The following is a 16,582-nucleotide window of genomic DNA, read 5'->3' on the forward strand; positions in this document are numbered from 1 at the left end:
TCGCCACATTTCTTCAGTCAGACCCCTCCCGGCCACACCCCCACTCCGTGCATTTTTGAATTTGCCTCGCTAAATTCAAGCCGCATGACTGCCGCACAAGCAGACCTGCTCATCGACCGACCGGAGGTGACGGACGGGGGTTCCCTCTGGCGTATCGCCAAGGACTCCGGGACCCTCGACCTGAACTCCTCGTACAGCTATCTGCTGTGGTGCCGCGACTTCGCCGGAACATCGGCGGTCGCGCGCGGGGCGGACGGGAAGCCCGTCGGATTCGTCACCGGCTACGTACGGCCGGAGCGCCCCCACACCCTGCTCGTCTGGCAGGTGGCGGTCGACGCGGCCCACCGGGGGCGCGGCATCGCCGCCGCGCTGCTCGACGGACTGACCGCGCGGATCGGCGCCGAGCGCCCGATCATCTCCGTCGAGACGACCATCACACCCGGCAACACCGCCTCCGAGCGCCTGTTCACCTCGTACGCCGACCGGCACGGCGCCGGTCTCACCCGCGAGGTGCTGTTCGACGCGGGCCTGTTCCCTGACGGCGCCCACGAGCCCGAGATCCTGTACCGCATCGGGCCGTTGACCCCCCACATCGCACCGAGGAGCGATCAACCGTGACCATCACCCAGCCCGACCTCAGCGTCTTCGAGACCCTGGAGTCCGAGGTACGCAGCTACTGCCGCGGCTGGCCCACCGTCTTCGACCGTGCGCAGGGCAGCCTGATGTACGACGAGGACGGACACCGGTACCTCGACTTCTTCGCCGGAGCGGGCTCGCTCAACTACGGCCACAACAACCCCGTCCTGAAACGGGCGTTGATCGACTACCTGATGCGCGACGGGGTCACCCACGGGCTCGACATGTCCACCACGGCCAAGCGGTCCTTCCTGCAGACCTTCCAGGACCTGGTGCTGCGGCCGCGCGACCTGCCGTACAAGGTCATGTTCCCGGGGCCGACCGGCACCAACGCCGTGGAGTCCGCGCTGAAGCTGGCCCGGAAGGTGAAGGGCCGCGAGGCGATCGTGTCGTTCACCAACGCCTTCCACGGCATGTCCCTCGGCTCGCTCGCCGTGACCGGCAACGCCTTCAAGCGGGCCGGTGCCGGCATACCGCTGGTGCACGGGACGCCCATGCCGTTCGACAACTACTTCGACGGCCAGGTCCCCGACTTCCTGTGGTTCGAGCGGCTGCTGGAGGACCAGGGGTCCGGGCTCAACAAGCCGGCCGCCGTGATCGTGGAGACCGTGCAGGGCGAGGGCGGCATCAACGTCGCGCGTCCGGAGTGGCTGCGCGCCCTGGCCGACCTGTGCGAGCGGCAGGACATGCTGCTGATCGTCGACGACATCCAGATGGGATGCGGCCGCACCGGTGCCTTCTTCTCCTTCGAGGAGGCCGGGATCGTGCCCGACATCGTCACCGTGTCGAAGTCCATCAGCGGTTACGGGCTGCCCATGTCGCTCTGCCTGTTCCGGCCCGAGCTGGACATCTGGGAGCCGGGCGAGCACAACGGCACCTTCCGCGGCAACAACCCCGCGTTCGTCACCGCCACCGCGGCCCTGGAGACGTACTGGACCGACGGGTCCGCCATGGAGAAGCAGACCCGGGCCCGCGGCGAGCAGATCGAGCAGGCGCTCGTCTCCGTCACCGAGGAGAACCTCGCCGATGTGAAGGAGTACCGGGGCCGGGGGCTCGTGTGGGGCATGGAGTTCCACGACAAGGCACGCGCCGACCGGGTCGCGCGGCGTGCCTTCGAGCTCGGGCTGCTCATCGAGACGTCCGGCCCGGAGGGCGAGGTCGTCAAGCTGCTGCCGGCCCTCACCGTCACCCCCGAGGAACTGGACGAGGGACTGAGCGTCCTCGCCCGGTCCGTTCGCGAAACCATCTAGCAAGGAGGCTGTGCACCACCGTGATCGTCCGTTCGTTCAAGGACATCGAAGGCACCGACCGGCACGTGAGGTCGGCGTCCGGCACCTGGGAGAGCAAGCGCATCGTCCTCGCCAAGGAACGGGTCGGCTTCTCCCTCCACGAGACCGTTCTGTACGCGGGGACGGAGACGTCGATGTGGTACGCGAACCACGTCGAGGCCGTCGTGTGTGTCGAGGGCGCGGCCGAGCTCACCGACCACGAGACCGGGAGGACGTACTCCATCACTCCCGGGACCATGTACCTCCTCGACGGGCACGAGCGGCACACGCTCCGTGTCCAGGAGGACTTCCGCTGCATCTGCGTGTTCAACCCGCCCGTGACGGGACGGGAGGACCACGACGAGAACGGCGTTTACCCCCTGCTCACCGAACCGGAGGAGGTGTGAGTTCCATGACCGTCACCGATCTCTATCCCAGCCGCGGCGCCGCAGAGGTGTCCGTCCCGCGTCAGGACCCGGTCGTCTGGGGCGCCCCCGACACCCCCGGCCCGGTTCCGACGGCCGACCTGCAGGCGTACGAGCGCGACGGCTTCCTCGCGATCGACCAGCTGATCACCGATGACGAGGTCGCCGTCTACCGGCGTGAGCTGGAGCGGCTCGTCGCCGACCCGGCGATCCGCGCCGACGAACGCTCCGTCGTCGAACCGAAGTCGAAGGAGATCCGCTCCGTCTTCGAGGTGCACCGGATCAGTGAGGTGTTCGCCTCGCTCGTGAGGGACGAGCGGGTCGTCGGGCGGGCCCGGCAGATCCTGGGCTCGGACGTGTACGTCCACCAGTCCCGGATCAACGTCAAGCCCGGGTTCGGGGCCAGCGGGTTCTACTGGCACTCGGACTTCGAGACCTGGCACGCCGAGGACGGTCTGCCGAACATGCGGACGGTGTCCGTGTCGATCGCGCTGACCGAGAACCTCGACACCAACGGCGGGCTCATGATCATGCCGGGCTCGCACCGGACGTTCCTCGGGTGCGCGGGAGCCACGCCCGAGGACAACTACAAGAAGTCGCTGCAGATGCAGGACGCGGGCACGCCGTCCGACGAGGCGCTGACCGCCATGGCGGGCGAGTACGGCATCCGGCTCTTCACCGGCCGGGCCGGCTCCGCCACCTGGTTCGACTGCAACTGCATGCACGGGTCCGGCGACAACATAACGCCGTTCCCGCGCAGCAACGTCTTCATCGTGTTCAACAGCGTGGACAACGCGGCGGTCGAGCCCTTCGCGGCTCCGGTACGGCGGCCGGAGTTCATCGGGGCGCGGGACTTCACCCCGGTGCGCTGAGCTGCCGCCTGCGCTGAGCTACTGCCAGGCCGCCGAGGCCGCCCGCGCCAGAGGGTCAGTCCGACAGGACGTCCAGCAGGCGGTCGACGTCGGCGGGCGTGTTGTACAGGTGGAACGAGGCGCGCAGGTTGCCCGCGCGGTTGGAGAGTTCGATGCCGGCGCGGCTCAGTCCGGGCTGGCGCTCCCCGAGTCCGGGGACCGAGACGATCGCCGAGCCGGGGGCGGGCACGGGCGCGTGGCCGAGGGTCGCGAGTCCGGCCCGGAACCGGTCGGCGAGGGCCACGTCGTGGGCGTGGACGGCGGCTACGCCGAGTTCCTCGATCAGGTCGAGCGAGCGGCGCAGGCCCGCGAAGGTGAACAGCGCGTGGCTGAGGTCGAAGCGCCGGGCGGAGTGGGCGAGTTCGGCGACCGGGCCGTAGCAGCTGTCCCACGGGTGCTCGCCCGCGACCCAGCCCGCGAGCACCGGGCTCAGCCCGCCGAAGTCCTCGGGGACCACGAGGAAGGCCGCGCCGTGCGGGCCGAGCAGCCACTTGAAGGAGACCGCGGCGGAGAAGTCGTAGGCGTCCGCGTCCATCGGGAGCCAGCCTGCGGACTGCGAGAAGTCGACGTAGGTGCGTGCCCCGTGCTCGCGGGCGGCCTCGCGCAGGGCGGGCAGGTCGGCGATGCGTCCGTCGGCCGACTGCGCGGCGCTGACCGCGACCAGCGCGGTGTCCGGGCGGACGGACTCGGCGACGCGCTCCAGCGGCACCGTGCGGACCTTGAGGTCGCCGCGGACGTGGAACGGGTTCAGGACGGAGGTGAAGTCGTCCTCGACGGTGAGGACTTCGGCGCCGGCGGGCAGCGAGGCGGCGATCACCCCACTGTGCGCGGCGACCGAGGCGCCCGCCGCGACCCGGGTCACCGGGACTCCGGCGAGCCGGGCGTAGGCGGCCCGGCAGGCCTCCACGTCCTCGAACAGCGGGGTCAGCGGACGGCCCTCGGCCCGCAGCAGCGCCGCCTCGTGCAGGGCGGCGACGGTACGGGCCGGGAGCAGGCTGTTGCTCGCGGTGTTGAGATACGTGCTCTTCGGGGTGAACTCGGCGCGGACGAGGCTCTCGAACGTCTCCGTGGTCTCCATGGATCCACTCTGCGGCCGCTGAATTCATAAGTCCATTGCGAATCTATACGTGGATCCACTTAGGAACTCTTATACGTCCGCGCCGACCTGCGGTTTTCAGTGCTGAGGCACCGCACACCCGTCCGGGCCGCAGGCCTCGGCGCCGCCCTCGTCGACGAGCTTCAGCGGAGAACGCGCACCCCACGCCTGGCTGAGCGCCTGCGTGAACACCTCGGCGGGCTGGGCCCCCGAGACTCCGTACTTCCGGTCGAGGACGAAGAACGGCACCCCGTTCGCGCCGAGCTCGGCGGCCTCGCGCTCGTCGGCGCGGACCTCGTCGGCGTACGCGGCCGGGTCGGCGAGCACCCTGCGGGCGGCGTCGGCGTCCAGGCCCGCCTCGGCGGCGAGTGCCACGAGCCGCTCGTCGCCCTCGCTGAAGACGGAGCGCTCCTCGGCGAAGTTCGCCCGGTACAGGATCTGGATGAGCACGTCCTGCTTGCCCTGCTCCTTGGCGAAGTGCAGCAGGCGGTGCATGTCGAAGGTGTTGCCGTGGTCGCGGTCCCGGGTGCGGTAGTCCAGGCCCTCGGCGGCGGCCTGCGCGCCCAGGTTGTCCTCGCCTGCCTGGGCCTGCGCCTCGCTCATGCCGTACTTCTTGGCGAGCATCCTCAGCACCGGCTGGACGTCACCCTTGGCGCGGCCCGGGTCCAGTTCGAAGGACCGGTGCACCACCTCGACCTCGTCGCGGTGCGGGAAGGCCGCCAGCGCCTTCTCGAAGCGGGCCTTGCCCACGTAGCACCAGGGGCAGGCGATGTCGCTCCAGATCTCGACGCGCATGTCTTCGGCTCTCTCCAGGTCGTACGGGCGCGGAGGCTCTCTCCGGCCAGTACATGAACGTTCAAGCAGAGAGGTTCATTCCCCGGACACGGAGAAACGCAGGAAGAGGTGGTGATCCCCTTCGGCGGGCGGGTTGTCCGGGTCCGGGGCCCAGCCCTGGCGGGCGTAGAAGGCCTGGGCGCGGGCGTTGTCCACGTGCACGTCGAGCACGGCGGTCCGCTTGCCGTCGGCGCGCCACTCCTCCACGCATGCCCGGTGCAGGGCCGTGCCGAGGCCGGAGCGCCAGTGGTCGGGGTCGATGTGGAACTGGAACAGCTTGACCGTCTCCGCGGGGATGTCCTCGGGGGTGCGGAAGGAGGCGATACCGACGATGGCGCCGTGCGCGACGGCACACAGCACATGGCCGTCCGGCCGCTCGATGGAACTCCGCCAGGCGGCGGTCCAGTCCGTGTCGGACTGCGGGACGCCGTCCGGGTAGTAGGTCGAGCGTGCCCGGAAGTGCAGGTCGGCGATGACCTGGGCCTCGGCGCGCACGGCTGTCCTGATCACCAGGGATTCGACGGTCCGATGCTCTCTGATCATGCAGCGGAAGACGTACCGGGAGGCGGTCCGGTTCCGCCGCGGCTCAGCTCCCGTCGCGCAGGTCGTCCGGCCAGCCGGGCCTGAACTCGATGTGGTCGTACGTCACCACGCAGCCCTCCCCCAGCGGCGACTGGGTCATGAAGCCGACCAGCGCCGCGTCCGTCTCCTTCTCCCCGCCCAGCGTGAAGAGCCGCACGAAGGTCCAGCGCACGCCGTCGCGGGAGGCGTGGAAGGCGAAGACACGGCCCGTGCGGCTGATCCGCAGCCAGACCGAACTGCCGTCCACGGTGAAGGCGTTGGCGTCGTCGGAGTGTCCCTGGGTGACGACCGTGCAGACGGTGGGGACATCCGGGGAGTACTCCAGGCAGAGCTTGGCCCAGGCCCGGTCGCCCACGTGGGCGTAGAGCACACCCGCGTCGAACGCGGCGCCGAACCCGACGGTGACCCGGGCGATCAGCTGGAACTCCCCCTCCGGCGCCCCGAGCAGCCGGGGCGCGTCGGAGGCGGGGTCCAGCCCCTCGTCGGTGGGCGGCACGAACCGGTCCTGCCGGGGCCCGGCCCAGCCGCTGAGGATGCCGTCCTCGTAGGACCAGTGACCGTCGGGGCCGTAAGTACGCAGAAGGAAGGGAAGTTCGGGAAGTTCCAGGTCCATGAGCAGAGTCTCTCAGCTCCCGATCTCCGTCACCGACCCCCCGTACGGGTTCGGCGTTCCGGATGACCGCCGAAGTGCCGGGGCCGACGGACTTCGAGGTCGAGGTCGTCGCCGGGTACGGTCCCTCGGTGCTGGGCCGGTGCCACTGCGACACCCGTCGGCCAGCCGCTCTTCGTCGGCCCCTCCGCCGCGAGGCGCAGGTCAGCGTTCCAGACGGCCGTTGAAACGGCGCGGCAGGCCCAGGGGGTTGTCGTCGCGGAGTTCCAACGGGAGCAGGGCCTCAGGGGCGTTCTGGTAGACGACCGGGCGCAGCCAGCGCTCGATGGCCGTACCGCCGACGGACGTCGACGTGGACGTCGTCGCCGGGTACGGGCCGCCGTGGTGCTGGGCCGGTGCCACCGCGACACCCGTCGGCCAGCCGTTCACCAGAACCCGGCCGGCCAGCGGGGTCAGCTCCGCCAAGAGCTCCGCGCCGCGGCCCTCGCCCGCGGCCTCCTTAGTCGAGAGGTGCACGGTCGCGGTGAGGTTGCCGGGGAGCCGGGACAGTACGGCGGTCGCCTCGTCCTGGTCGTCGTAGCGGACCACCACGGTCACCGGTCCGAAGCACTCCTCCAGGAGCAGGTCGTACGCTCCCTCCTCGGCCAGTCGGCTCGCCGGAACCGTCAGGAAGCCGGGGCTGACCGTGTGTTCGCTGCCCGCGCCGGGGGTCACCGGGGTCTCCACGCCGGACAGCGCGGCCCGCTCGGCGACGCCGGCGACGAAGTTGTCCCGCATGCGGTGGTCGAGCAGGACCCCCGCCTCGGTGTCGCTGACCGCGTCCGTGAGCGACTTGAGCAGACCGTCGCCCCCGGCGCCGGACGGCACCAGCACCAGGCCCGGCTTCACACAGAACTGCCCCACGCCCAGCGTCATCGACCCGGCGAGACCGGCGCCGATGGCCTCGGCGCGCTCGGCGGCCGCGGCCTCGGTGACGACGACGGGGTTGAGGGAGCCCAGCTCGCCGTGGAAGGGGATCGGGACCGGCCGGGCGGCGGCCGCGTCGAAGAGGGCACGTCCGCCCCGTACGGATCCGGTGAAGCCGGCCGCCGCGACCAGCGGGTGCCTGATGAGATCGACGCCCGCCTCGAAGCCGTGGACCAGGCCGAGGACACCGTCGGGGATGCCGTGCTCGGCGGCGGCCCGGCGCAGCACCTTGGCGACCAGCTCGGACAGCGCGGGGTGGTCGGGGTGGGCCTTGACGACGACCGGGTTGCCCGCGGCCAGGGCGCTCGCGGTGTCGCCGCCGGCGACCGAGAAGGCGAAGGGGAAGTTGGAGGCCGAGTAGACGGCGACGACGCCCAGCGGGACTTTGTAGCGGCGCAGGTCCGGGATCGGCGGGGTCGCGGTGTCGTCGGGGTGGTTGACGATGACGTCGAGGAAGGCACCCTCGTCGACGATGTCCGCGAAGGCCCGCAACTGGTAGGTGGTGCGCGCGAGTTCGCCGGTCAGCCGGACCGGGCCCAGCGCGGTCTCGGCGTCGGCGGCCTCGACCAGCTGGTCCCTGGCCGCGTCGAGGCCCGCGGCGGCGGAGCGCAGGAAGGCGGAGCGCACGGCACGGTCGGCGAGGGAGCCGCGCGCGGCGTGGGCGGCCCGGACGGCGGTGTCCACCTCCTGGGCCGTGGCCTCCACAGCGACCTGTTCACGCTGCTTCCCGGTACGCGGGTCGACACTCCAGACTGGTGCTGCTGCCACCGCGGATCCCTCCACGTTCATTGCGGATGCGTTGCCACTGCAATACCGCAGTATCTGGGTCATTCACCAGGGCGTTCGATATACTGAACGCCGTCTCTGATGATGAATATGCTGTCGGAGACTATTTCCCGTCGAACGAAGGGGTCAAGGGCGATGTCGGCAGGCGAGACAGGCGGCGGGGCGCAGGTCAAGTCCGCGGTGCGGACCGTTGAATTGCTCGAGTACTTCGCGGGTCGGCCCGGTATGCACTCCCTCGCGGCGGTCCAGGAGGCCGTCGGCTATCCCAAGTCCAGCCTGTACATGCTGCTGCGCACACTGGTGGAGCTGGGCTGGGTGGAGACGGACGCGACCGGCACCCGGTACGGCATCGGGGTGCGGGCGCTGCTCGTCGGCACCTCCTACATCGACGGCGACGAGGTGGTCGCGGCGGCCCGGCCCACCCTGGACCGGCTCTCCGACGACACCACGGAGACCATCCACCTGGCCCGTCTGGACGGCACCAACGTGGTGTACCTGGCCACTCGCCAGTCCCAGCACTACCTGCGCCCGTTCACCCGCGTCGGCCGCCGGCTGCCCGCCCACTCCACGTCCCTCGGCAAGGCGCTGCTGGCGACCCACACCGACGAGCAGATCCGCAAGCTGCTGCCGGAGACCCTGCCCGCGCTGACCGAGCACACCATCACCGACCGGGAGAAGCTCATCGAGCAGCTGCACCAGGTCCGGGAGCAGGGCTTCGCCACCGACCGCGAGGAGAACACGCTGGGGCTGCGCTGCTTCGGCGTCGCGATCCCGTACCGCACCCCCGCGCGCGACGCCATCAGCTGCTCCGTGCCGGTGGCCCGGCTGACCCCCGCCCACGAGCAGATGATCAAGGACGCCCTGTTCGACGCCCGGGACCGGCTGACGCTGGCCACGCGGAGGCTGTGAGCGGGACGGCGTCTCCCCCGTGCGGCGGAGGCGGATCATCGTCGTGCAGGAGGTGGACCGGCCCGTCGGCGCGGGAGCGTTGAGGCATGAACCTCTCCACCGCGCCCGCCCCGGCCCGCGTTGCCACCGGCTCCCGGCGCCGCGCGCTGCGGCTCGTGGCCGTCGTCGCCTGTCTGCCGTATCTCGGTCTCAAGCTCGCCTGGATCGCCGGGAGTCACCTCGGCATCCCGGACGGGAGTCCGCTGCTGAAGCATCGGGTGACCATGGTGCTCGCCAACGGGCTCACCGTGCTGATGGACGCGGCCGTCATCGTGCTGGCGCTGTTGCTGACCCGGCCGTGGGGACGGCGGGTGCCCTCCTGGCTGCTCGCGGTGCCGATGTGGGTCGCCACGGGACTTCTCGCGCCGATCATGGTGGGATTTCCGCTGCAACTGGTCGTCCACGGGGGTACGGACAGCGGTGACGACCGGCCGTTCCTCGACGGGTGGGTGTTCGGGGTCGTGTACGGGGGGTTCATTGTGCAGGGGCTCGCGCTGGGGGCACTCTTCGTCGGGTACGCCCGCGAGCGGTGGGGACATCTGTGGCAGGGGCGGGTGTGGGACCTGCCCGCGCAGAGCGCGCCTGCCGCACAGCGGACGATCGCCGTGACGGCGGCCGTGTTCGCGCTGGTTCCGGGCACGCTCCGGCTGCTGTGGGCCTGCGGGGTCACGACCGGGCGGGACACGAGCGGCAGCCGTCCGACGGAGGTGGTGTACGTCGGCTTCCTGGCCGCCGCCGTGATCGGCGCCTGGCAGCTCGCCTTCCGCCACGGACGGCCACTGCCCCTCGGCGTGCCGCTCGCCCTGGGCTGGGTCGGCTCCGGGGCGGTGGCCTGCTGGGGCGCGTGGCAGGCACTGGCCCCGCTCACCGGGGTGAACGACGGCGCCGACGGCCCGACTCCGCTGCTGAACCTCACCTACGCCGGCCAGGTGGCCACCGGCATCCTCGTCGCGGTCCTCGGCGCCCGGTTCCTCGCCGAGCGGTCCGCCCGCGCCTCGAGGCGGCCCGCGCGGTGAGGACGTTCACCCGGCCGCTGTTCGGCCGCACGGCGCGCCGCCGCTGGATCCATCTGATCCTGGGCGGCGCGCTCGCCATGCCGTACGTCTTCGTCGGCGAGGTGATCGTCGGTCCTGTCCTCGGCTCGAACCGCTTCTGGGGCGACCTGCCCGTTCAACTGGGCTCCTTCGCCGTGGGGTTGCCGATCGCCGCGGTCACCTCCCTGTTCCCGCTGACCCGCCCGCTGGAGGCGGGCGCCGCCCGCGCCCTGTGCGGGGTGCCCCCGGACGCGCTGGCCCACGGTCCCGCCCGGACCCGGGCCGCACGGGGGCGTACGGCGGCCTGGTTCACGCTGCATCTGGGGTTCGGCGGGATCGTCTCGGGGATGTCCCTCGCCGTGCCGCCGTTCGCGGCGGTGCTGATCGTGCTGCCGCTCTTCTCGTGGCTGCGCGACACCCGGCTCGGCCTGCCCGAAGTCCTCGACCACGCTTGGGCGCCGGCCCTCGCGCCGGTCGCCGGTGTCGCCATGCTGCTCGCGCTCGCCGGCTGCGCGGCCGGGTCCGGCGCGCTCCTGGCCCGCTGGGCGCCCGCGCTGCTCGGGCCCACCCCGAGGACCGGCTCGCGGCGGCGGAGGCGCGCGCCGCCGACCTCGCGGTGCGCAACCGGCTCGCCCGCGAGCTGCACGACTCCGTCGGCCACGCCCTGAGCGCCGTCACCCTGCAGGCGAGCGCGGCCCGTCGCGTCCTCGACACCGACCCGGAGTTCGTCCGCGAGGCCCTCGCCGCCATCGAGGACACCACCCGGCGCACGGTGGGCGAGCTCGACGCGGTGCTCGGCGTGCTGCGGGACGGCGACGCGCCCGGCACGGCACCCGCGCCGACCCTTGCGGCCGACCTGGACGGGCTGCTGCGGCGGACCCGGGCGGGCGGGCAGAGCGTCACGGCCGCCGTCACCGCCGACCCGGCGACGCTGCCGCCGCCGCTGTCCCGCGAGGCCTACCGCATCGTGCAGGAAGGCCTGAGCAACATCCTCAAGCACGCGGGCGCCGAGGTCGTGGCCGCGCTGCGGATAGCGGCCGCCGACGGGCACCTGGAGATCACCGTGGAGAACCCGCTGAGCGGCCCCTGTCCCTCCCGCCCCGGCGGCGGCCACGGGCTGCGAGGCGTCGCCGACCGCGTCCGCCTCCTGGGCGGCACGGTGACGGCGGGCCCGGCCGAGGGGATGTGGCGGCTGCACGTACGACTGCCGATGAAAGGACTTCCCAATCGTGATGTCAAGCCGCAGCCGTGACGGGAGGTGAACCTTGATAGCACTCTCCGTCACGGATCATCGCCCACAAGACGTTGAGCCTGCGGCGAGCGAGGGCCAGCAGGGCCTGCTTGTGTCCTTTCCCCTCGCTGCGCTTGCGCTGGTAGTACGCCTTGGAGGCGGAGCATGTCGTGATGCTGACCATCGCCGAGAGGTACATCGACCGCAGCAGGCCACGGTGGTACCGCTTGGGCCTGCGCAGGTTGCCGCTGACGCGGCCGGAGTCGCGTGGTCTGGGGGCCAAGCCGGCGAAGCCGGCCAGTCGGTCGGCGCTGCCGAAGGCGTCCATGTCACCGCCGGTGGCGGCGATGAACTCGGCACCCAGCTTGGTGCCCATACCGGGGAGGCTGCGGATCACCTCGGCGTGCGGATGCTCGCGAAACCTGGCCTCGATCAGGGCGTCGAGCTCGGCGATCTCCTCATCGAGGGCCATCACCCCCTTCGCGAGGCGGACCACCATGGCGGCGGCCAGCCTCTCGCCGGGCAGCGCAGTCTGCTGGGCTTGCGCGGCTTCCACCGCCTTCTTCGCGAGCGTGGCGGCGCCGCGGACCTTGCGGTGCTTCAGCCAGGTCTCGATCCGCTTGACGCCGGCGCGGCGGATCGCGGCCGGGGTCTGGTAGCCGGTCAGCAGCGTCACCGGGCCCTTGTTGACCAGGTCCAGCGACCGTTCCAACGCGGGGAAGATCTCCAGCAGTTGAGCCCGCAGACGGTTGATCTGCCGGGTGCGGTCGAAGACCACGTCCAGCCGCCGGGTGGTCAGAGTGCGCAGGTCGACGGCGATCTCGTCACCGGGCCGCAGCAGCCCGAGGTCCCGGCGGACCCGGGCCTGGTCGGCGATGACGAAGGCGTCCTTCGCGTCGGTCTTGCCCTCGCCCTTGTAGGTGGCCGAGGCCCGGTGGACCGCCAGGCCGGTGAGGTAAGCCATCGGCTGGCCGTGATTGAGCAGCAGGCCAATCAGCAAAGCGGCGCCGCCGTGGTTGAGGTCGACGGCCCACAGCACGTCGGTGGATATCGCCAGGACATCGCCGATGAGCTGCAGCAGCTCGGTCTCGTCGTTCAGGACCCGACGGGACAGCAGACGTTCGCCATCCGCGTTGATCACCACGCAATGGTGGTGTTCCTTGCCGATGTCCACTCCGGCCCAGATCTCGGGCACGTTCCCCTCCGCCAGCTCGCCATCACATCGATCCCGCAGACGACCTCGCCGACGTTGTCCTACAGCAGCGATCGAGTCGCGTCTCCCAATTGGCGGTCGAGTCGTCGCGGGGCTCCGGGCGGCCAAGTCCTTTGAGCCGTCGAACCGGCGCTCGCATGACAGCCATACCGAGAACCCCTGGGCCCTCCGATCTTACGAATGACCAGAGCAACCACCCTTGAAAGGTAGGACCCGCATGACCCAGGCCCCGACCATCCGGATCGTCGTCGCCGACGACGAGCGCATGGTGCGCACGGCCCTGCGCGCCATTCTCTCCGCCGAGCCGGACCTGGAGGTCGTCGGCGAGGCGGCGACCGGCGCCGAGGCCGTGTCGGTCGTACGGGAGCTGCGGCCCGACGTGGTCCTGATGGACGTACGCATGCCGCAGACCGACGGGATCCGGGCCACCGAACAGATCCTGGCCACGCTCGACGAGCCGCCCCGCATCGTCGTCGTGACCACCTTCGAGAACGACTCCTATGTGTACGACGCGCTGCGCGCCGGAGCCGCCGGATTCCTGCTGAAGCGGGCCGAGGCCGACGCGCTGGTGCAGGCGGTGCGACTGGTCGCGCGCACCGACAGCCTGCTGTTCCCGTCGGCCGTACGGGCGCTGGCCGCCGAGTACGCGCGCGCCGTCCCGACGCCTCCGGCCTGGGTGGCGAGGCTCACGGGCCGGGAGAAGGAGGTGCTGCGGCAGCTGGCCGCCGGGCTCACCAACGCCGAGATCGCCCGGCGCATGGAGGTCGGCCCCGCCACCGTGAAGACACACGTCGCGGCGGTGCTGGCCAAGACCGGCACACGGGACCGGACACAGGCGGTGATCGCCGCGTACGAGGCGGGCTTTCTGAGACCCCGATGAGAAAAACGGGCGTACGGGAACGATTACGGCCCTCTCGGTCGTCTTCTTCCGGGATGAACAAGACGATCAGGCGGGCGTCCGTCTTCGCGCTGCTGCTCGTGCTCGCTCTGCTGATCAGGGCGACCTGGGTGCAGTACTACGACGGCCAGGCCCTCGCGGACGACAAGGACAACCGGCGCAACGCGATCGAGACGTACGCGGAGCCGCTCGGGAACATCATCGTGGCCGGCGAATCCATCACCGGCTCGGCGCGGACGACGGGGGGCGACCTCGCGTACAAGCGGACGTACAAGAACGGCCCGTTGTACGCGGCGGTCACGGGCTACGCGTCCCAGGCCTATGCGCCGACCCAGCTGGAGGGCATCTACCAGGACCTGCTCAACGGCACGGACAACCGGCTGAAGAACATCATGGACACGGTCACCGGCGAGCGCGCCGATCCGGGCAACGTCGTCACGACGATCGATCCCGATGTGCAGAAGGCCGCCTACCGGGCCCTGGGCGGCAACAAGGGCGCGGCCGTCGCCATCGACCCGAAGACCGGAAGGATCCTCGCGGTCGTGTCGACCCCGTCGTACGACCCCGCGACGCTCACCGACGCCAACACCGCGGGGAGTGCCTGGAAGCGGCTCACCGCGGACTCGGACAAGCCGCTGACCAACCGCGCGCTGCGCCAGCCGCTGCCGCCGGGCTCGACGTTCAAGCTGGTCGTCGCGGCGGCCGCGCTGGAGGACGGGCTGTACGAGAACGTGGACGAACACACCGACAGCCCCGACCCGTACACGCTGCCCGGCACCACCAGGACCCTCGACAACGAGAACAAGTCGGCGCCCTGTGAGAACGCCTCGATGCGGGTCGCCCTGCGCTACTCCTGCAACAACGTCTTCGGCAAGATGGCCGTCGACCTCGGCCAGGACAAGGTGAGGGCGATGGCCGAGAAGTTCGGCTTCGACGACGACAAGCAGGATGTGCCGGTGCGCGCCTATGCGAGCGTGTACCCGTCGGACATGGACAAGGCACAGACGGCCCTGTCGGGCATCGGCCAGTTCGATGTGACGGCGACTCCGCTCCAGATGGCCATGGTGTCGGCGGCCATAGCCAACGGCGGCAAGCTGGTCTCGCCGCACATGGTTTCGCAGATCACCGACAGCGGTGGTGATGTGCTCCGGAACTACGACGACGCCACGGACACCAAGGAGATCGTCAGCTCCTCCACCGCCGAGCAGTTGCAGTCGGCGATGGAGACGGTCGTGAAGGACGGCACGGGTACGAACGCGCTGATCGACGGCGTGACCGTGGGCGGCAAGACGGGCACGGCCCAGCACGGCGAGAACAACAGCAAGACCCCGTACGCCTGGTTCACCTCGTACGGCAAGTCCGACAGCAGCGGCAAGGAGGTCGCGGTCGCTGTGATGGTGGAGCAGTCGGACGCGGCGAGGTCGGAAGTGAGCGGCAACGGCCTGGCGGCCCCGGTGGCCAAGGCGATGATGCAGGCGGCGTTGAAGTAGGCGCGCCGAAGGGTTCCCGCGTTGACCGGTTTCGGGTTGTCTCCGTGTTACGTAATCGGGTTCGACCTGCCAAACCTTGTCCGAACCCCCGTACAAGGCAGGCCAAACGATCACTGCTACGCTCCGAATCCCGTCCGGGGCTTCTCCGGATGCTCGCATGTCATTCACATGACACCCACAGACAGAAGAGGTCACCCGTGGGCACAGTCGTCGACGACGCCGCCTCGGTGGAGTTCCACGCCTTCTTCGAACGCCACTACGCCGAACTGTCCCGCCTCGCCCACCTCCTGACCGGCGAAGCGGACGCGGCGGACGACCTCGCGGCGGACGCGCTGCTCGCGCTGTGGCACCGCTGGGACCGGGTGCGCGCGGCCGACCACCCGGTGGCGTACGCGCGCGGCGTCGTCGCCAATCTGGCCCGCACCCGCATCCGCAGCGCGGTCCGCGAGCGCCGCCGGATCGCGCTGTTCTGGTCGCACCGCGAGGAGAAGACCGAGAACCCCGACGTGGCGGGCGTGGTGGATGTGCAGTCGGCGCTGCGCCGCCTGCCCTTCCGCAAACGCGCATGTGTGGTACTTCGACATGCGTTCGACCTGTCGGAAAAGGACACCGCCCTCGCCCTGGGGGTCTCGGTGGGTACGGTTAAGAGCCAGACGTCCAAGGGCATGGCCGAACTGCAGAAGCTGCTCGGCGCCCAGGGTGTTCCGCAGAGGATGCACGCGGCGGTGGCGGCGCGTGGCGGCGAGAGCGGAGGAAGGAACCGATGAGGCAGCAGGACGTGCACGACGAGCTGCGCGCCCGGCTGCACGAGGCGGCCGAGGCGCACGAACCCGACCGCGCGCGCATCCTCGCCCGCGTCGAGCGGGGCATGGCCGCCGGAACCCGCTCAGACCACCGCGCCACGCGCCCGCCCGTCTTCGGCTGGGTGCGGGTGGCGAGTGCCACCGCCGCGGTCGCCGGTGTCCTCGCGATCGGCGGGTACGCGGTGGCGTCCGCGGTGAAGGAGAAGACTCCCCCGCAGCAGACGGTCGCGGTGTCACCGACGCCCACGCCGTCGCCGGACGCGACGACGCGGCCGCCGGTCCACTCGGCGGTCCCGGCCCCCAGCTCGGGTGCCACCCACGATTCCCGCAGGCCGAGTTCCTCCCCCTCGCCGACCCCGACGGCCTCCGGCTCCGCGCAGGCGCCCACCGCGCGGGGTGAGCAGGACGGTCCGCTGTGGTCGGACGGCTCGGTGGACCCGCACAGCAACGACTTCTGGGCGCAGAGCAATGTGACCCTGAAGGTCTCGGAGCAACTGAGCTCGCTCACCGTGCGGCTGAAGGTCGCCCAGACCCGCGGGGTGTCCTCGGCCGGCGCCTGGCGTTCGCTGCCGGAGACCGACTTCACGCAGACGGTGACCGAGGACAACGGCTTCCTGGTCTACACATGGACGCTGAAGGAGGGCCGCAAGGTCGCGGCGGGTGAGTGGGTGTTCGCGGGGCAGTACAACCACCAGCAGGGCGGCCGGGACGCCAAGGACGACCGCTACACCATCACGGGCGGCGCGAGCGGCAAGCAGTACGCGGTGACCGGGGACTTCGCGGCCCACGACACCGGCACGGGCGACTCGTAAGAAAGATTCCGCGGAGGCGGCAACCCTTTCCCCACCGGT

General features: G+C 70.8%; 16 protein-coding genes and 1 pseudogene. 11 read left to right on the forward strand and 6 right to left on the reverse strand.

The window, feature by feature from the left end:
* Positions 1 to 84 precede the first annotated feature (84 nt).
* The 4 genes from ectA to thpD are packed head-to-tail and all read left to right on the forward strand — an operon-like array spanning position 85 to position 3,201.
* Entirely contained in the window at positions 85 to 618 is a 534-nt protein-coding gene (ectA, locus tag N8I87_RS09465; RefSeq protein WP_263207300.1) for a diaminobutyrate acetyltransferase, read from the forward strand.
* Positions 615 to 1,886 carry a diaminobutyrate--2-oxoglutarate transaminase gene (gene ectB, locus N8I87_RS09470; protein ID WP_263207302.1) on the forward strand — a complete coding sequence of 424 codons (1,272 nt, stop codon included), beginning with the start codon at positions 615 to 617 and terminating at the stop codon, positions 1,884 to 1,886. Before ectA ends, ectB begins: the two co-directional genes overlap by 4 nt.
* Before the next feature lie 20 nt (positions 1,887 to 1,906).
* Positions 1,907 to 2,311: an ectoine synthase gene (locus N8I87_RS09475; RefSeq protein WP_263207304.1), complete on the forward strand. Its 405-nt coding sequence runs from the start codon at positions 1,907 to 1,909 to the stop codon at positions 2,309 to 2,311.
* Positions 2,312 to 2,316: 5 nt separating this feature from the next.
* Positions 2,317 to 3,201 (forward strand): ectoine hydroxylase, encoded by an 885-nt coding sequence (gene thpD, locus N8I87_RS09480; protein WP_263207305.1) that lies wholly within the window; start codon positions 2,317 to 2,319, stop codon positions 3,199 to 3,201.
* A 55-nt stretch (positions 3,202 to 3,256) separates the two neighbouring features.
* On the opposite strand, the gene N8I87_RS09485 is transcribed toward thpD, so the two are convergent.
* The 5 genes from N8I87_RS09485 to N8I87_RS09505 all read right to left on the reverse strand — a co-directional run bounded on the left by N8I87_RS09485 (position 3,257) and on the right by N8I87_RS09505 (position 8,096).
* The gene (locus N8I87_RS09485; protein ID WP_263207307.1) at positions 3,257 to 4,318 is read right to left on the reverse strand and encodes an aminotransferase class V-fold PLP-dependent enzyme; all 1,062 of its coding nucleotides are present in this window, start codon (positions 4,316 to 4,318) and stop codon (positions 3,257 to 3,259) included.
* 96 nt (positions 4,319 to 4,414) lie between these two features.
* Complete coding sequence (locus N8I87_RS09490; protein WP_263207309.1) at positions 4,415 to 5,131, reverse strand: DsbA family oxidoreductase; 717 nt, start codon at positions 5,129 to 5,131, stop codon at positions 4,415 to 4,417.
* Positions 5,132 to 5,206: 75 nt separating this feature from the next.
* Positions 5,207 to 5,713 carry a GNAT family N-acetyltransferase gene (locus N8I87_RS09495; protein WP_263207311.1) on the reverse strand — a complete coding sequence of 169 codons (507 nt, stop codon included), beginning with the start codon at positions 5,711 to 5,713 and terminating at the stop codon, positions 5,207 to 5,209.
* Positions 5,714 to 5,756: 43 nt separating this feature from the next.
* Complete coding sequence (locus tag N8I87_RS09500; protein WP_263207312.1) at positions 5,757 to 6,365, reverse strand: DUF1349 domain-containing protein; 609 nt, start codon at positions 6,363 to 6,365, stop codon at positions 5,757 to 5,759.
* A 201-nt stretch (positions 6,366 to 6,566) separates the two neighbouring features.
* A complete protein-coding gene (locus N8I87_RS09505; protein ID WP_263207313.1) occupies positions 6,567 to 8,096 on the reverse strand; it encodes an aldehyde dehydrogenase (NADP(+)) in 1,530 nt (509 codons plus the stop codon).
* Between the two features lie 153 nt (positions 8,097 to 8,249).
* Here N8I87_RS09505 and N8I87_RS09510 point away from each other — a divergent pair, with 153 nt between their 5' ends.
* The 3 genes and pseudogenes from N8I87_RS09510 (at position 8,250) to N8I87_RS09520 (ending at position 11,348) form a co-directional block, all read left to right on the forward strand.
* Positions 8,250 to 9,023 carry an IclR family transcriptional regulator gene (locus N8I87_RS09510; protein ID WP_263207314.1) on the forward strand — a complete coding sequence of 258 codons (774 nt, stop codon included), beginning with the start codon at positions 8,250 to 8,252 and terminating at the stop codon, positions 9,021 to 9,023.
* Positions 9,024 to 9,109: 86 nt separating this feature from the next.
* Positions 9,110 to 10,078: a hypothetical protein gene (locus N8I87_RS09515; protein WP_263207316.1), complete on the forward strand. Its 969-nt coding sequence runs from the start codon at positions 9,110 to 9,112 to the stop codon at positions 10,076 to 10,078.
* A pseudogene (locus N8I87_RS09520) lies at positions 10,075 to 11,348 on the forward strand (sensor histidine kinase). The gene N8I87_RS09515 and the pseudogene N8I87_RS09520 overlap by 4 nt, the downstream one beginning before the upstream one ends.
* Here N8I87_RS09520 and N8I87_RS09525 read toward each other — a convergent pair.
* Positions 11,332 to 12,522, reverse strand: a complete 1,191-nt coding sequence (locus N8I87_RS09525) for an IS110 family RNA-guided transposase (protein WP_263207318.1) — start codon at positions 12,520 to 12,522, stop codon at positions 11,332 to 11,334. The pseudogene N8I87_RS09520 and the gene N8I87_RS09525 overlap by 17 nt on opposite strands.
* Positions 12,523 to 12,757: 235 nt before the next feature.
* On the opposite strand from N8I87_RS09525, the gene N8I87_RS09530 reads away from it, so the two are divergent.
* The 4 genes from N8I87_RS09530 to N8I87_RS09545 all read left to right on the forward strand — a co-directional run bounded on the left by N8I87_RS09530 (position 12,758) and on the right by N8I87_RS09545 (position 16,543).
* The gene (locus N8I87_RS09530) at positions 12,758 to 13,420 is read left to right on the forward strand and encodes a response regulator transcription factor (protein WP_263207320.1); all 663 of its coding nucleotides are present in this window, start codon (positions 12,758 to 12,760) and stop codon (positions 13,418 to 13,420) included.
* Between the two features lie 53 nt (positions 13,421 to 13,473).
* Positions 13,474 to 14,928, forward strand: a complete 1,455-nt coding sequence (locus N8I87_RS09535) for a peptidoglycan D,D-transpeptidase FtsI family protein (protein ID WP_263207322.1) — start codon at positions 13,474 to 13,476, stop codon at positions 14,926 to 14,928.
* Between the two features lie 197 nt (positions 14,929 to 15,125).
* Entirely contained in the window at positions 15,126 to 15,695 is a 570-nt protein-coding gene (locus N8I87_RS09540) for a SigE family RNA polymerase sigma factor (RefSeq protein ID WP_263207324.1), read from the forward strand.
* Positions 15,692 to 16,543 carry a hypothetical protein gene (locus tag N8I87_RS09545; RefSeq protein ID WP_263207326.1) on the forward strand — a complete coding sequence of 284 codons (852 nt, stop codon included), beginning with the start codon at positions 15,692 to 15,694 and terminating at the stop codon, positions 16,541 to 16,543. The genes N8I87_RS09540 and N8I87_RS09545 overlap by 4 nt, the downstream gene beginning before the upstream one ends.
* The last annotated feature ends 39 nt before the right edge of the window (positions 16,544 to 16,582 follow it).

It is taken from the genome of Streptomyces sp. HUAS 15-9, from assembly GCF_025642155.1.
Lineage (GTDB): Bacteria > Actinomycetota > Actinomycetes > Streptomycetales > Streptomycetaceae > Streptomyces.

Excerpts from the sequence above, each read along its gene's own strand:
- N8I87_RS09545 (WP_263207326.1), top strand. The coding sequence starts at position 15,692 with ATGAGGCAGCAGGACGTGCACGACGAGCTGCGCGCCCGGCTGCACGAG.
- N8I87_RS09530 (WP_263207320.1), top strand. The coding sequence starts at position 12,758 with ATGACCCAGGCCCCGACCATCCGGATCGTCGTCGCCGACGACGAGCGC.
- ectA (WP_263207300.1), top strand. The coding sequence starts at position 85 with ATGACTGCCGCACAAGCAGACCTGCTCATCGACCGACCGGAGGTGACG.
- N8I87_RS09495 (WP_263207311.1), bottom strand. The coding sequence starts at position 5,713 with ATGATCAGAGAGCATCGGACCGTCGAATCCCTGGTGATCAGGACAGCC.
- N8I87_RS09490 (WP_263207309.1), bottom strand. The coding sequence starts at position 5,131 with ATGCGCGTCGAGATCTGGAGCGACATCGCCTGCCCCTGGTGCTACGTG.
- N8I87_RS09515 (WP_263207316.1), top strand. The coding sequence starts at position 9,110 with ATGAACCTCTCCACCGCGCCCGCCCCGGCCCGCGTTGCCACCGGCTCC.
- N8I87_RS09510 (WP_263207314.1), top strand. The coding sequence starts at position 8,250 with ATGTCGGCAGGCGAGACAGGCGGCGGGGCGCAGGTCAAGTCCGCGGTG.
- N8I87_RS09535 (WP_263207322.1), top strand. The coding sequence starts at position 13,474 with ATGAACAAGACGATCAGGCGGGCGTCCGTCTTCGCGCTGCTGCTCGTG.
- N8I87_RS09500 (WP_263207312.1), bottom strand. The coding sequence starts at position 6,365 with ATGGACCTGGAACTTCCCGAACTTCCCTTCCTTCTGCGTACTTACGGC.
- thpD (WP_263207305.1), top strand. The coding sequence starts at position 2,317 with ATGACCGTCACCGATCTCTATCCCAGCCGCGGCGCCGCAGAGGTGTCC.
- N8I87_RS09485 (WP_263207307.1), bottom strand. The coding sequence starts at position 4,318 with ATGGAGACCACGGAGACGTTCGAGAGCCTCGTCCGCGCCGAGTTCACC.